This is a genomic window from Paenarthrobacter nicotinovorans, assembly GCF_007670255.1.
Lineage (GTDB): Bacteria > Actinomycetota > Actinomycetes > Actinomycetales > Micrococcaceae > Arthrobacter > Arthrobacter nicotinovorans_B.
The window spans coordinates 76300-90545 of record NZ_SZVS01000006.1 but is presented as its reverse complement, the minus strand read 5'-3'; the positions used below and the strand labels follow the sequence as shown (position 1 = coordinate 90545).

Annotated in this window: 12 protein-coding genes and 1 pseudogene; 9 read left to right on the top strand and 4 right to left on the bottom strand. The window is 63.0% G+C overall.

Features of this window, described 5'->3' with window-relative positions:
• The first annotated feature begins 188 nt into the window (after positions 1–188).
• From FDP28_RS10980 to FDP28_RS10965, 4 genes are read left to right on the top strand one after another with little or no spacing between them, the layout of a single operon-like run.
• Positions 189–1199 (top strand): Bug family tripartite tricarboxylate transporter substrate binding protein, encoded by a 1011-nt coding sequence (locus FDP28_RS10980; protein ID WP_144661472.1) that lies wholly within the window; start codon positions 189–191, stop codon positions 1197–1199.
• Complete coding sequence (locus FDP28_RS10975; RefSeq protein ID WP_144661471.1) at positions 1196–1699, top strand: tripartite tricarboxylate transporter TctB family protein; 504 nt, start codon at positions 1196–1198, stop codon at positions 1697–1699. Before FDP28_RS10980 ends, FDP28_RS10975 begins: the two co-directional genes overlap by 4 nt.
• Entirely contained in the window at positions 1699–3285 is a 1587-nt protein-coding gene (locus tag FDP28_RS10970) for a tripartite tricarboxylate transporter permease (RefSeq protein ID WP_260842428.1), read from the top strand. Before FDP28_RS10975 ends, FDP28_RS10970 begins: the two co-directional genes overlap by 1 nt.
• A complete protein-coding gene (locus FDP28_RS10965) occupies positions 3282–3674 on the top strand; it encodes a universal stress protein (RefSeq protein ID WP_144661470.1) in 393 nt (130 codons plus the stop codon). Before FDP28_RS10970 ends, FDP28_RS10965 begins: the two co-directional genes overlap by 4 nt.
• A 63-nt stretch (positions 3675–3737) precedes the next feature.
• Here FDP28_RS10965 and FDP28_RS20920 read toward each other — a convergent pair whose 3' ends face one another.
• The 4 genes and pseudogenes from FDP28_RS20920 to FDP28_RS10950 all read right to left on the bottom strand — a co-directional run bounded on the left by FDP28_RS20920 (position 3738) and on the right by FDP28_RS10950 (position 7815).
• Positions 3738–4292, bottom strand: a complete 555-nt coding sequence (locus tag FDP28_RS20920) for a GH32 C-terminal domain-containing protein (protein ID WP_313955646.1) — start codon at positions 4290–4292, stop codon at positions 3738–3740.
• A pseudogene (locus tag FDP28_RS10960) lies at positions 4293–6160 on the bottom strand (glycoside hydrolase family 32 protein); the annotation flags it as partial.
• Between the two features lie 192 nt (positions 6161–6352).
• Entirely contained in the window at positions 6353–7558 is a 1206-nt protein-coding gene (locus tag FDP28_RS10955; RefSeq protein WP_144661469.1) for a NosD domain-containing protein, read from the bottom strand.
• A 74-nt stretch (positions 7559–7632) separates the two neighbouring features.
• Positions 7633–7815 carry a hypothetical protein gene (locus tag FDP28_RS10950; RefSeq protein WP_144661468.1) on the bottom strand — a complete coding sequence of 61 codons (183 nt, stop codon included), beginning with the start codon at positions 7813–7815 and terminating at the stop codon, positions 7633–7635.
• 496 nt (positions 7816–8311) lie between these two features.
• Between FDP28_RS10950 and FDP28_RS10945 the strand changes: the two genes are divergently transcribed.
• The 5 genes from FDP28_RS10945 to FDP28_RS10925 all read left to right on the top strand — a co-directional run bounded on the left by FDP28_RS10945 (position 8312) and on the right by FDP28_RS10925 (position 14240).
• Positions 8312–9598 carry an ABC transporter substrate-binding protein gene (locus tag FDP28_RS10945; RefSeq protein WP_144661467.1) on the top strand — a complete coding sequence of 429 codons (1287 nt, stop codon included), beginning with the start codon at positions 8312–8314 and terminating at the stop codon, positions 9596–9598.
• A gap of 79 nt (positions 9599–9677) precedes the next feature.
• Positions 9678–10565 (top strand): carbohydrate ABC transporter permease, encoded by an 888-nt coding sequence (locus FDP28_RS10940; RefSeq protein ID WP_144661466.1) that lies wholly within the window; start codon positions 9678–9680, stop codon positions 10563–10565.
• Positions 10566–10588: 23 nt separating this feature from the next.
• Positions 10589–11494 carry a carbohydrate ABC transporter permease gene (locus FDP28_RS10935; protein WP_397321057.1) on the top strand — a complete coding sequence of 302 codons (906 nt, stop codon included), beginning with the start codon at positions 10589–10591 and terminating at the stop codon, positions 11492–11494.
• A 103-nt stretch (positions 11495–11597) separates the two neighbouring features.
• Complete coding sequence (locus FDP28_RS10930; protein ID WP_144661465.1) at positions 11598–12638, top strand: LacI family DNA-binding transcriptional regulator; 1041 nt, start codon at positions 11598–11600, stop codon at positions 12636–12638.
• Between the two features lie 42 nt (positions 12639–12680).
• Positions 12681–14240, top strand: coding sequence for a glycoside hydrolase family 32 protein (locus FDP28_RS10925; RefSeq protein WP_144661464.1), 1560 nt, complete (start codon positions 12681–12683; stop codon positions 14238–14240).
• The last annotated feature ends 6 nt before the right edge of the window (positions 14241–14246 follow it).

The window sequence follows — 14246 nt, the reverse complement described above, 5'->3', positions numbered from 1 at the left end:
GCGCTCCGCGTGGCGTACCGGAACTATACCCCAGAGCCGCAGGGGACCTTCCACCACCGTGAACGCAATGAACTTAAAGATCACTGCGAACACAAGAGTGATCGCCGTCACGGCCGCCCCTAGCATCAATGCACGGGGCACAACGTTGATCGCCCTGCACAGAATTCAACACTGAGAAGAGGAACACCATGCGCCAGATCCGCGCATTGCGAGTCGCCGCCGTCGCCGCCGGCCTCGCCCTGATGGCCACCGGTTGCGGTGCCACGGGCAAGAGCTCCACAAGTTCTGAAAGCTCCGGCGCTGCTGCCGGCCCCATCACCGGCCTCCAGATCATGGTTCCCAACACTCCCGGTGGCGGCTACGACACCACCGCCCGGGCAGCGGCCAAGGTGCTGGACGACGAAAAAATCGCCAACAACACCGAGGTCTTCAACCTCGCAGGCGCAGGCGGCACTGTGGGCCTGGCACGCGTGGTGAATGAGAAGGGCAACGGCGATCTCGCCATGCTGATGGGCCTGGGCGTCGTCGGCGCCAGCTACACCAACAAGTCCCAATCGAAGCTGACGGACACCACCCCCTTGGCCAAACTGATTGAAGAGCCGGGCGCCATCATGGTCAGCAAGGACTCCCCCTACAAGACCATCGACGACCTCGTGAAAGCCTGGAAGGCCAACCCGGCGTCCATCTCCGTAGGTGGCGGCTCCTCGCCCGGCGGACCGGACCACCTCCTGCCGATGCAGCTGGCTGGCGCCGTGGGCATCGACGCCACGAAGGTCAACTTCGTCTCCTACGACGGCGGCGGCGATCTCCTCCCCGCCATCCTCGGCAACAAGCTGGGGTTTGCCGCATCGGGTGCCGGTGAGTACCTGGAGCAGATCAAGTCCGGTGAAGTCCGCGTCCTGGCCACCAGTGGCGAAAAGCGGCTTGACGGTGTGGATGCCCCGACACTCAAGGAATCAAACATTGACCTCGTGTTCAGCAACTGGCGTGGCATCGTGGCCCCTCCGGGCATCAGCGACGCCGACAAGAAGTCGCTGATCGCCGCACTCGAGAAGATGCACGCTTCCGAGGGCTGGAAGCAGGCGCTGAAGACCCACAGCTGGACTGACGCCTTTGTCACAGGTGACGAGTTCCAGAAGTTCCTGACTGACCAGGACAAGCGGGTGGCAGACGTACTCACCAAGCTTGGTTTGGCGTGAGCTCTCCAGCAACAGGCTTGAAAGGCCGCGCCGAGCTGGGGGTCGCCCTCCTGCTCGGCGTGGTCGGGGTCCTTGTCTTCCTGGATGCCAACGGCCTGGTAACCCCGTACTCGAAATCGGATCCGGTGGGTCCCAAAACGGTCCCCTTCATTGTTGCCGGAATTCTGCTCGTCTGCGCCGTGATGCTTGCCATCAACGTTCTCCGCGGCGGTAAAGGCGAAGCCGAAGAAGGCGAAGATGTGGACCTGACCCACCCTGCGGACTGGAAGACCATCCTTCCGCTCGCTGGCGCATTTCTGCTGAACATCCTGCTCATCGACTGGGCCGGCTGGGTCATCTCCGGCACGATCCTGTTCTGGGGCAGCGTCCTCGCCCTCGGCAGCCGCCGGTACATCCGCGACGGAATCATCTCCGTGGCGCTTTCCCTGCTCACCTTCTACGGCTTCTACCTCGGACTGGGCATTGCTTTGCCGGCCGGGCTCCTGGAAGGAATCCTCTGATGGACGTCTGGTCCTCCTTGATGGACGGTTTCTCCACCGCCCTGACTCCCCTGAACCTGATGTACGCCATGATCGGCGTCATCCTGGGCACCGCCGTCGGCGTCCTCCCCGGGCTGGGCCCGGCCATGACCGTGGCACTGCTCCTCCCCGTCACTTATGCCCTCGAGCCCACCAGCGCGTTCATCATGTTCGCCGGTATCTACTACGGCGGCATGTATGGCGGCTCCACCACGTCCATCCTGCTCAACACCCCCGGTGAATCGTCGTCGGTGGTGACGGCCATCGAAGGCAACAAAATGGCCAAGGCGGGCCGCGCCGCCCAAGCGCTCGCGACGGCGGCCATCGGCTCGTTCGTGGCAGGCACCATCGGCACCACCCTCCTTGCCGTCTGCGCACCGATCGTCGTGAAGTTCGCCGTCAGCCTCGGCTCCCCCAGCTACTTCGCCATCATGATGCTCGCGCTCCTGGCCGTCACCGCAGTCCTCGGCAAGTCACGCCTGCGTGGCTTCGCCTCCTTGGGCCTTGGCTTGGCCATCGGCTTGGTGGGCCTGGATTCCGTGACCGGTCAGAGCCGCCTCACCTTCGGTATCCCGCTGTTGTCCGACGGACTGGACATTGTGGTGGTGGCAGTGGCCATCTTCGCGGTGGGCGAAGCCCTTTGGGTTGCTGCGCACCTGCGCCGCACACCCCTGCACGTCATCCCTGTTGGCCGTCCCTGGATGGGCAAGAAGGACTGGCAGCGCTCCTGGAAGCCTTGGCTTCGCGGTACGGTTTTCGGTTTCCCTTTCGGAGCCTTGCCCGCGGGCGGCGCCGAGATTCCCACCTTCCTGTCCTACGTCACTGAGAAGCGCCTCAGCAAGCATCCTGAAGAGTTCGGCCACGGGGCGATCGAAGGCGTGGCGGGTCCGGAAGCGGCGAACAACGCTGCTGCCGCCGGTACCCTCACCCCCATGCTGGCGCTCGGCCTCCCGACCAACGCCACGGCCGCGGTGATGCTCGCAGCGTTCACGTCCTACGGCATCCAGCCGGGTCCACAGCTCTTCTCGAGCCAGGGACCGCTGGTGTGGGCACTGATCGCGAGCCTCTTCATCGGCAACCTGCTGCTCCTGTTGATCAACCTGCCCCTGGCACCACTCTGGGCCAAGCTGCTGCAGCTGCCCCGCCCGTACCTGTACGCGGGAATTCTCTTCTTCGCCACGTTGGGTGCCTACTCAGTGAACCTGCAGGCGTTCGACCTGGTGGTACTGCTGGTCCTGGGTGCCCTGGGGTTCATGATGCGACGGTTCGGGCTTCCTGTCCTGCCGCTCATCCTGGGCGTCATCCTGGGCCCGCGTTTGGAAGGCCAGCTCCGCAAGACCCTTCAGCTCAGCGCCGGCGACCCGGCAGGGCTCTTCAGCGAGCCGATCGCCGTCGGGATTTACGTCATCATCGGCATCATCCTGGCCTGGCCACTGGTGTTCAAGCTCATCCGGCGGAACCGTCCGGCGCCCGTGCTCACCGTACCGTCAGGTCCGGACAGCCATGAAGAGCCCGAATCAATCCACCACGAGACCACCCCGGTCCAGCACAAACAGGAGAAACCATGACCATCGTGGTGGGATACGTCCCCACGCCAGAGGGCGAAGCTGCGCTGACGCAGGCGATCGCCGAGGCCAAGAAGAGCAACGACACACTGCTGGTCATCAACTCGTCCAAGGGCGACGCCCTGGTGGACAACCGTTTCGCCCAAGAGCCGGATATCCAAAGCATCGAGGACAGGCTCGCCGGACACGGCATCCAGCACGTCATCAAGCAGCCCGTCCGCGGCCACGACGCAGCGGCGGAGGTACTTGATGCAGCCGAGGAGCACGACGCCGGCCTGATCGTCATCGGCCTTCGACGCCGCAGTCCGGTGGGCAAGCTCATCATGGGCAGCGTGTCCCAGCGCATCCTCCTGGAAGCGGACTGCCCGGTCCTCGCGGTCAAAGCAGACTAGGCGTTTTCGCACGACGGCGGCTGGTCACTTAGGTGACCAGCCGCCGTCGTGGTTAATCACCGGCTACCACATCGCCTTGTTGAGCGGCGTGACAGTAAGGCTTTCGAGCCGGGCGGTCCCTCCTTCCGAGAAGAGGGACACGGAGTTGGCGCCCGCCGAAGGGAAGACCTGGTCCGTGAGGGTGGCCAGGCCGTCCTGGGCAAAGACCTCCACAGAGGCCTTATCAACATAGATCCGCAGGCTGAGCTTGCCCTTGATGAGCTGGACCGGGGCATCATCCAGAGACGCGAAGGCAGGGTGGAAGCCCTCGTTTCCGGAAGCGGTCCTGTCAATGAATGCCCGCCCTGAGGCCGTTGTGTAGCCGATCCTGGTGGCCTCCGTGCCGTCACCCAGAACCTTCAGCCCGAACGCCGACGCCGTTCCCGGAGAGAACTGCGCATCGATCTGCAGCACGTCCCCGGAAATGGGAAGACTGCTGGTTCCCGTCGCAATATCCTGGGCGGGAGCCGTGTAGGCAGCCCCTGTGTTCTTCAGGCCATCCACCTGCTGGACAGCTTTCTGGGTGAGCCGGGGACCCTGGCTGGTTTGCGTGAGCTGGACTTCGCGGGGCAAGGCCATGGAACCCCGCCAGGTGCTGGTGGGTGTGGACTGCCCGTAATCCCAGCTGTTCATCCAGCCGAGCATGATCCGCTTGCCGTTCGGGACGTTGTTGAACGAGACCGCCGCGTAGTAGTCCCTGCCCCAGTCCAGCCAGTCGTGCTGCTCCAAGCGGGTGATGTCGGAGGCGACAAACTCATCAGCGAGAATGTGGCCCCATCCACCGCGGTTATTATCCACGATCCGGATGGTCGCCTGGCTTCCTTTGTAGGCACTGACGTCCCAGGCCTTCCAGTCCAGGTGCTCGGAGTCGGAGCCCGTAGTGGTGCGGACGGCTTGTCCGTTGATGATCAGGTTGACCGTGGTCTCGCTGCTACGCGGTTGCGCCGGTTGTGAGCCCAGAACCATGTTGTCCAGTGTCAGGTGGCCCCAGGGTCCTGTGGCGTTGTCCACGATCCGGATTCGTGCGATCTGCCCGTAATACTGGGAGACATCCCAGTTCTTCCAGTTCAGATCACCCGAGTTGCTGCCTGTGGTGCTCCGGACGGGAACGCCGCCTACCAACAGTTCCACTTGGAGTGAGCCGTCCGTCCGGTTGCCGCCGCCAAGGAGGAACCCAATGTTCGTGTTGGTCAGATAGAACTCCGGTGAGGTGATGGTTCCAGTGTTGTTATCAGCGTTGGGTCCGCCCTCGAAGGTGTTGATGCGCTTTCCGATGGCGTATTCGCCGCCCGCTGTTGACGGGTTCCTGGCTGCCTCGAAGTCTCCGCTCAGCTGCCAGCCGGCAGCGCTGAGCGTTCCCGGATAATCGAAGCCGTCGAACAAGAGGTAGCCCGGCGGCGGCGTGTTGCCCATCTGCTCCCCCGATTGCCGCGGGTGGTTTCCGCCGCCAGCCAGGAAGTTGACGTAGTCCTTGGTGACGGTGAAGGGCGCCGACTCCAAGGTGCCTGTGGGGACGTCTCCGCCGTTGAACCCGTTCACAAGTCCTGCACCGATGGAACCGGTCACGGTTTGCTGGCCGGAGAGTGTTCCACCGGCCGGGGCACTCCCCCACGGTCCTGCGGGGTTGGCCGGGTCATTGCCCACGTTCCAGCCGCTGTAGCTCCCGCCATTGAACCCCGCGAGCAGGTTCCCCGGCGGGGCAACTTCTACCGGATCGGTGGTTTCGGACGTGAAGGTGGTGCCGTCAAAACTTCCAACGAAATACTGACCTCCACTGCCGCCGGCCACTGATCCCGGGTTGATGTTCACCACCAGCACCCATTTTGTGTTGTTCGCGTTGCCATCCACTGCCAAGGGGAAAAGATCCGGGCATTCCCACTGCCCGCCGGTGGCATTGGCTGGCTTGAAGTCGTCCAAGTAGGTCCAGCTCTTCAAGTCGCTGCTCTTGTAGAACAGGACTCTGTGCTCATTGGCTTCCACGGCCGACATGACCCAGTAGGAACCGGCCGGCCCTTGGTACCAGAACACTTTGGGGTCCCGGAAGTCCGTGGTGTTCCTGCTGAGCACGGGATTTCCGGAGTACTTGGTCCATGTCTGCCCACTGTCCGTGCTGTAGGCCAGTGATTGGGCCTGCTTACCCGGGTACAGGGGATGGTTGCCGGTGAAATTGCTGGTGTAAACAGCAACCATTGGAGGATTCTGTTGTGTTCCAAAGCCGCTGGTGTTCTGCGAATCCACCACGATGGAACCGGAGAAAATGTCTTCCGTAGCCTGTCCGCTGCCGTTGACGGTCTGCGGGATGGCCAACGGCTGTTCGGTCCAATGCAGCAAATCCGTGGAGGTCGCGTGGCCCCAGCTCATGTTCCCCCACGTCGTCCCGTAGGGTTGTACTGGTAGTACATGTGGTACGTCCCGTTGTTGTAGACCAGCCCGTTGGGATCGTTCATCCAGTTCTTCAACGGGGTGTAGTGCACAGAAGGACGGTACTGCTGGGTTGCGGGGTCAGGATCGGTGGCATGCGCCGGAGCGCTTGTCGCCGCCAAGGACAGTGAAACCACGACGGCGGCCATCACCGAGGCGACCACCGGCGGTTTGGTGCGTCTTGTCATCATTGACAGACCTTCCTGCTCAGCCCGGCGCTAAGGGGTTGCCCGGAACGAGTAGGAGCTGGTGTAGTGCACAAATTCGCCGGCACCACCGCTGTCCAGCACCTTGGTGCCGGTGGTTGAACCGTCCAGCACCACCGTGTTCGCAGCCACCGAGGAGATGGTGTTGTTCGCGGCAATGTAGTTATTGGCGCCGGAGGCCACCAGGATGATGGTGGGCTTCTGGCCGGACGGGCTCACTGAACCCGCGGGAACGTCGTAGCTGAAGTGGTTGCCAGTAACCGTGTTCCCGCTGCCTGCCAGATGAACCAGGCCGAACAGGTCATCCAAGCCATTGTTGTAGGGCTTGAGGGGATCGAACGGTTCCATTTGCCGCAGGAAGTGGTTGGCTCCTACCAGGTTTTCCGTGCAACTTCCCTCGAAGTTGACCATCCCGGCGTAGAACGCATGGAACCGGTTGCTGGTGATGGTGGAGCGGGTGCAGTTCTTGAAGTGCACGCTGCTCTTGCCCCGGGGAAACACATTGTTGGCGCTTACCAGCAAGCCCATGTGGCCCTCCGCGAAGATGGAGAAACCCACGTACCCCGCCCCTATGAGATTGTCCGTGACTTTGGAAGCCTGCCCGGAACCTGTGAGTTCCACGCAGCTGCCGCACTCAGCCAGGAAGTTGCCACTCACGCTCAGGGCATCAGTATCCCGGACCACCAGGCCGTGTTCCAGGTAAACCATGCCCATGCCTTCCACCCGGCAGGAGTCATTTGCCGAATCGAAGCGGATGCCTGTTTTGCCGTTGAGGTAGGAGTTCTGGTTGGAGTTGAAGGACACCCCATCCAGGCAGAAGTTCTGGAACACGATGGAGCTGAGCCTCGGATCGCCTGTGCGGTAAACCCTGAAGGCATCGGTGTTTCCGTCCGTGTTTTCCACCCGGATCCGGCTGCCGCCGGGGTTGATCTCGTACCAGCTTGACGTGTTCCCGGCGTTGTACCGGATGCTGCTGGACGTGAAGCCGTGGCCGGATCCACGAATGGTCAGGAAGCTGATGTCGACGTTGACCCGGGTCTTGAGCGAGTAGTCTCCCGGCGGGATGTAGACAACGGCCCCGGGTTTGGATGCCTGGTTGGTCTGCTGGGACTTCACATCGGCAATGATGCTGTTGATGATGAGCCCGATGTCGTTGTAGGGCGTTGCGGACGGGTTTCCGGGGACAGACCAGGTGGTGACGTCGTAGACAGTGGTCACAGCGTGTTCTCCTCACATCGTTGGGGGTACTGCTTGAGTGGCCTAGCTTCGTGGTGGGTAGTGCATGCGTTGCGCTAGAGCATGCCGATGATCGCGCGATGGCCCGGACCTGCCGGGGTCTCCGCGGCAACTGCCTGCTGGGCTGGTTCTTTTGCCAGAGCTTCCTTGGCGGACAGCACGACGGCGGTGGCCGCGACTGCCGCTGCGGGAATCAACCGGAGGATGCTCCTCCGGCTCAGGGGCAGAGATGGGTCCATGGTTCTCCTTCGAACTCGGTGACTGCTTTGGCTGTTGCTTGGTCGGTCAGGTGGACATGTGTAAGGACGGTGGAACGGGACGCGCCCCTTCCCGCCCGGCGCACCCCTTCGTGGGATGGGACGCACCCCTTCCCGCCCCACGCACCCCCGGGTACGGGTGCGATCGGCGCAAACGGGCGCGGCCCGGGTCACGCACCCGTGGGTACGGGGGCGATCGGCGCAAACAGATGCGGCCGGGCAGCCCCGCCCGTTGCCAAAAAGTGCCAAATCAGCCAAAATGTGCCAAAACGATTTGTCGTGCGGCGCCGATCACTTTATGGTCATCCGATCCCGGCCGTCAAGAGCCCGAAAAGTTTCGTGGAAAACAGTTGACACACCCATTCGTCCAGCCCTAATGTCGTTGCCAAGTCGTTTTGGCAAAACGATTTTTCAAGCCAAAGACATGTCATCCCCATCTCTCTGCAATTTCCGTTCAAGAGAAAGTGAGTCGACAGCGATGTCCACTCGAAACACCATCTCCAAGCTCGTCACCCTCGGCGGGCTGTGCACCGCCGTCGCACTCGTTGCCACCGGTTGTGGCGCCGGCGGTCCCGCACCATCGTCGGGCGGCTCCGGCGGCTCCAGCTCCATCAACGTCCTGGTCGAAGCCGGTGGCCACGCAGAACTGACCGGCGTGGCCGAGCAGTGCAAGAAGGACGCCGGCGTCGACGTGAACTTCGTCGAACTCCCCTACGACGGCATGTTCAACCGCCTCTCCAGCGAGTTCTCCTCCGGCAACGTCTCCTTCGACGTCGCGGCACTGGACTCCGTATGGCTTCCGAGCTTCAAGGACGCTGTGCAGCCCATCGACGAACTCTTCACCGACGAGGCAAAGAAGGACATCTTCCCGGCCCTGGTGAAGGAAGCCAACGTGGATGGCCACTTCATCGGCATGCCGGCATGGACCAACGCCGAGATCATCCTGTACCGCAAGGACCTGTTCGAGGACGCCAAGAACAAGGCCGACTTCCAAGCCAAGTACGGCTACGAGCTCGCTGCCCCCAAGACGTGGAAGCAGTACCAGGACATTTCCGAGTTCTTCACCAAGGACGGCATGTTCGGCACCGACGTCAAGGGCGCCGTGGAAACGGAATGGCTGGCCCACGTACTCCAGGCCGGCTCTCCGATGGTCCTGGACAAGGACAACAACGTGGTCATCGACAACGCCGCCCACAAGCAGGCCCTGGACTTCTACGTGAGCCTCACCAAGGACGCCCCCACCGGCGCGGCACAGGTTGACTGGGCTGCAGCGCAAAACCTGTTCAACCAGGGCAAGACCGCGATGACCCGCTTCTGGGCCCACGCCTACCGCCAGATTCCCGCCGATTCTCCGGTGGCCGGCAAAGTGGGAGCCGCAGCGATGATCGGCGGCAGCGCCGGCGTCGCGGGTGTTCCGGGACCTTGGTACCTGTCCGTTCCCAAGGCAACCAAAAACACGGACGCGGCCAAGAAGTTCGTCAAGTGCGCCTACGACTACAACGACAAGGGAATTGAATCCAAGCTTGGCTTGGCCTCACGCATCAGCGCCTTCCAGAAGTACCAGGACCAGCCTGGCTACGAGAGCTTCAAGCCGCTGATCGAGACCCTGAACGGCCAGGCCACAGCCACCCGCCCCGCAACGGCCAAGTGGCAGCAGATCGTTGACACCGTCCTGATCCCCTTGCTGCAAAAGGCCGTGGCCGGTGGCGACACCTCCGCCCTGCTGGCCGATGCCAAGAAGCAGATCCAGGACCTCCTGAAGTAAGACTCCGCGGCCGGCACCGGCACGCGCACCGCGCGAAAAACAGTGCCGGCCGCGGTCCCAACCAGCAGAAAAGAAAACCGTGCGTATCTCCGATCGCCGCTTCGCCCTCTACCTGATGACGCCCGCGGCACTGTTCCTGGCCGTATTCGTGGCCTACCCGCTCTTCCGCCTGGTGGCAGACAGCTTCTTCAAGATCTCCCCAATTGCCGGCGGCCCCCGCGACTTCGTGGGGTTCCAAAACTACGTCACTGCGTTCACCTCCGAGGCCTTCACCAGCGCCGGATGGCGTACGTTCGCCTACACCCTTGTGGTGGTGACCCTCGAGTTCGCGCTCGGGCTCGGCATGGCCTTGCTGTTCACCACACTGGGAAAGAAGTCCCAGATCTGGCGGACCGTCTTCCTCTACCCGCTGATGATTGCCCCGATCGTTGCAGGCCTTTTGTGGAAGTTCCTGATGATCGACAACTTCGGCCTGATCGGAACGCTCCTCCACCAGGCAGGCATCCTGTCCGACCCCAACCAGATCGGATGGCTCTCCGATCCGAACATCGTGTTGTTCTCCGTGGCCATCCCGGACATCTGGCTCACCACCTCGTTCATGTGCCTCGTCCTGTTCGCCGGCCTCCAGAACATCCCCGGCGACCTCCTCGAGGCGGCACGCCTGGACGGTGCACGGGCTCCGGCGCTCTTGTTCAGGATCATTCTCCCCCTGCTGCGTCCCGTGATCGCCGTAGCACTGGTGGTCCGCGGAATCGATGCGGCAAGGGCCTTCGACACCATCCTCATCCAGACCAACGGCGGCCCGCAGTCGGCCTCCGAAACCATGAGCTTGCTGATCTACCGCACCATGATCCGCTTCGGCGACCCCGGCCTGGCCAGTGCCATGGGCACGATCTACCTTCTGGCGATGCTTGCCATTGCCTTCGTTGCAGTGGGCACCATCTGGCGGCCAGGAAAGGACAACTGATGAGCACCACAAGCGTCGCCACAATGGCCAGCCAACCGCCGTCGAACATTTCGGAACCGCAACCGCTGCGCATGCGGCGGGGAGTCAACCGCGAAGGGCTGGAGGCGGGCCGCCGCAGCACTCGGACCATCCTGTGGATCCTGCTGGCCGTAGCCATGGTCCTCTACGGGTTCCCGTTCCTGTACCTGCTGTTCACCTCGTTCAAAACGCCGATCGATACCATCGCTGTCCCACCAACCATCCTCCCCAAGGAATGGACGCTGGAGAATTACACCAACGCGCTGGGCCGCAGCGGCGTCGTGGCGTCCTTCATCAACAGCATCCAGACTGCCGTCATCAGCACCCTGCTGTCGCTGGTTCTTGCAGTCCCGGCAGCCTACGGAATCACGCGCTACAAGACGCCCAGCGGACGCGTCTTCATCATGGCTGCCCTGGTCACCCGAATGGTGCCGCCGGTGGCAATCGGCATTCCGCTGGCCTCCATGATGGCCTCCGTGGGCTTGTCGGATACACCGATTGCGCTGTCCATCGCGCACACCACTATCTCGCTGCCGCTCTCAATTTGGCTGATGTCCAGCTTCTTCGAGTCCGTGCCCCGGGACCTGGAGGAAGCGGCAACCGTGGACGGCTGCAGCCGGCTGGGCGCCCTGTGGCGGGTGGTGATCCCCGTGGTGTCCGGCGGCATTGCCGTCACAGCGATCTTTGCCTTCCTGGCTTCCTGGAACGAGTTCCTGTTCGCGCTGCTCATGACGGCCATCCGTTCGCAGACAACGCCCGTGGTGATCGCGAACTTCCAGACCCAGTTCGGCCTGGATTGGGGATCCATGACGGCCCTCGCCGCCGTGTACTCGATCCCGGTCATCCTGCTCACGCTCCTGCTGCAACGCAAGATCGTAGCGGGCATGACGCTGGGCGCGGTCAAGGGCTAGCGCCACCAAGGGCCCGGCGTCACCAAGGGCTAGCGCCACCATCAACGAGTAGCCTACAGATAGCCCTCCGGGGCATCACCAACCATAAGGACGTGGGAGTCAGATGAGCAGCAAGAACATCGGTATCAAGGACGTGGCCGTCGCCGCCGGTGTGTCCGTCACCACCGTTTCCCACGTTCTTAACGAGGTCTCGTATGCCCGGATCAGCGAGGAAACCCGGGACAAAGTCCGCTCAGCCGCCGAACAGCTCGGCTACGGCCCCAACCGACTGGCGCAGGCCCTGCGCACGCAACGGACCGGCATGCTCGGTTTGGTGAGCGAGGAAATCGCCACCACGCCCCACGCCGGCCGGATCATTTTGGGCGCGGACGAGGCCGCGAAGGCCCGGGGCTACAACCTCATGATCATCAATACCCCGGGCTCGGCCAGTCTCGAATCACGGCAAGCCGATGTGCAGGCGCTGCTGGAGCGGCGGGTTGACGGCATCCTGTACGCCACGATGTACCACCGGAACGTCGAGCTTCCGGGCAACCTGGGCAGCGTACCGTCGGTCCTGGTGGACTCCGTTGCCACTGCCGGGAACATCACGGCCGTGGTCCCGGACGAGGACGGCGGCGCCCGCGCTGCTGTCGGGGCACTTCTCGACGCCGGCCACACCAAGGTTGGCTTCATCAACAACACCGATGATGTTCCCGCTACCCGCCAGCGGCTGCAGGCCTTCCGGGCCATGCTGACCGAAGCAGGGCTCGACGGCGGTGCGGCACCTGTTGAGTCCGAGGTCTCCGAAGTGCAAGGCGGCTATGAGGCAGCCAAACGAATCCTGTCCAGGGAAGACCGGCCTACCGGGCTGTTCTGCTACAACGACCGGATGGCCATGGGCGCCTACCGGGCTGCCGCCGAGTTGGGGCTCAGCATTCCGGGCGACCTTTCCGTGGTGGGCTTCGATGACCAGGAGCTCATCGCCGCCAACCTCTACCCCGGCCTCACCACCGTGGCCCTCCCCCACTACGAGATGGGGGCCTGGGCAACGGATCACCTCATCGACGCCATCGAGGGCAAAGAAGACCTTTCCTTGATGGCGCTCCACCCTACTGTCCTGGGCTGTCCCCTGGTCCGCCGTGACTCGGTCGCGGCCCCTCGATAGCCCCACCAAACCACTTCGAACGTCCCAAAAGGAACGCCTTTCATGTCCAGTAGCCTTGACGCCGCACGCCCGGAAACAGCCCCGGCCCTCACCCCCAGGTTCCGGCCTGCCATCCATTTCACGGCACGTGACACCTGGCTGAACGATCCCAACGGGCTGGTTTTCCACGACGGTTTGTACCACCTCTTCTTTCAGAACAATCCCTTCGGCAACGTCTGGGGCAACATGTCCTGGGGCCACGCCACGTCCCCCGACCTCCTGCATTGGACGGAGCATCCGGTTGCCATTGCCGGGGATGAATCAGAGGACATCTTCTCCGGAAGCGTGGTGGTGGACCACGACAACACCTCCGGTTTCGGAACTTTGGAGTCGCCGGCCCTGGTGGCTGTGTACACCAGCGCCTTCAAGGCAGGGACACCCCACGGCGGTACGCAGGCCCAGTCCCTCGCCTACAGCAAAGACGGCGGGATGACATGGCGGAAATACGGGCAAAATCCTGTCCTGACCAGAAACTCTGCCCACTTCCGCGATCCCAAGGTCTTCCGCTACGAAAGCGCCCGCGGTTCCTTCTGGGTGATGGTCGCCGTTGAAGCGCAGCAGCAAAAGGTGGTCCTCTACCGCTCTGATGACCTCAAGACCTGGGAATTCCTCAGCGACTTCGGCCCGGCCAACGCCGACGCCGGCGAATGGGAATGCCCGGACCTCTTTCCCCTTCCCATGGACGGGGATCCGGAGGACATCAAGTGGGTGCTGATCATCAACGTCAATCCCGGCGCTGTCGCAGGGGGCTCGGGCGGACAGTACTTCGTGGGACGGTTCGACGGCGTCGCTTTCGTTCCGGACGCAGGCTCACTTGCGGCGCCTTGCGGAGTCACCTCCCTGCCGGAGGGTTCTGCCCGGACGGAAGCACTGCAGCAGAGCCTGTGGCTGGATTGGGGACGTGATTGCTACGCCTCCGTTTCCTTCAGCAACACCCCGGACGACCGGCGGATCATTATCGGCTGGATGAACAACTGGGACTACGCCAACCAGCTGCCCACTGCACCTTGGCGGTCCTCCATGACTCTCGCCCGCGAATTGCGCCTTGAAACGGTGAACGGGGCTGCCCGGCTGGTCCAGCGCCCGGTCCTCGGGAACCCGCAAGACGAGCTGTTCCACGCGGTCAGCACAGACGTGGGAGCATCAGCCCTCCGCTTGCCGGACGCCGTTCCAGGGGCAGCCCAGGTGATCGAGGCTGAAATCCTCCCGGGAACCGCAGAGCGTGTCGAGCTGCGCCTGCTCGCCAGCTCTGACGGACTCCAAGGCACTGTCCTGAGCTACACCGCAGGCAGCGGACGGCTCACCCTCGACCGCACCCGTTCAGGGGACACCGCGTTCCACGAAAAGTTCGCCTCCGCCGAGTCCTCCCCTGTTGCCCTGGAGGACGGCCTCCTCAAGCTGCTTGTTGTGGTGGACCAGTGCTCCGTGGAGGTCTTCGCCCAGGACGGCAAGGTGGTCCTGACGGATCTGGTGTTCCCGGATGCAACCAGCCAGGAGAACTGGCTTACCGCGGAGGGCGGCACCGCCACGGTTCTTAAGCTCGCTGTCTCGCAAAACGCCTAAGGAGTA

Bases quoted from the DNA above. Each gene is read 5' to 3' on its own strand.
- FDP28_RS10980 (WP_144661472.1), top strand. From the start codon at position 189: ATGCGCCAGATCCGCGCATTGCGAGTCGCCGCCGTCGCCGCCGGCCTC.
- FDP28_RS10970 (WP_260842428.1), top strand. From the start codon at position 1,699: ATGGACGTCTGGTCCTCCTTGATGGACGGTTTCTCCACCGCCCTGACT.
- FDP28_RS10965 (WP_144661470.1), top strand. From the start codon at position 3,282: ATGACCATCGTGGTGGGATACGTCCCCACGCCAGAGGGCGAAGCTGCG.
- FDP28_RS20920 (WP_313955646.1), bottom strand. From the start codon at position 4,292: ATGGCCTTGCCCCGCGAAGTCCAGCTCACGCAAACCAGCCAGGGTCCC.
- FDP28_RS10950 (WP_144661468.1), bottom strand. From the start codon at position 7,815: ATGGACCCATCTCTGCCCCTGAGCCGGAGGAGCATCCTCCGGTTGATT.
- FDP28_RS10945 (WP_144661467.1), top strand. From the start codon at position 8,312: ATGTCCACTCGAAACACCATCTCCAAGCTCGTCACCCTCGGCGGGCTG.
- FDP28_RS10935 (WP_397321057.1), top strand. From the start codon at position 10,589: ATGGCCAGCCAACCGCCGTCGAACATTTCGGAACCGCAACCGCTGCGC.
- FDP28_RS10930 (WP_144661465.1), top strand. From the start codon at position 11,598: ATGAGCAGCAAGAACATCGGTATCAAGGACGTGGCCGTCGCCGCCGGT.
- FDP28_RS10925 (WP_144661464.1), top strand. From the start codon at position 12,681: ATGTCCAGTAGCCTTGACGCCGCACGCCCGGAAACAGCCCCGGCCCTC.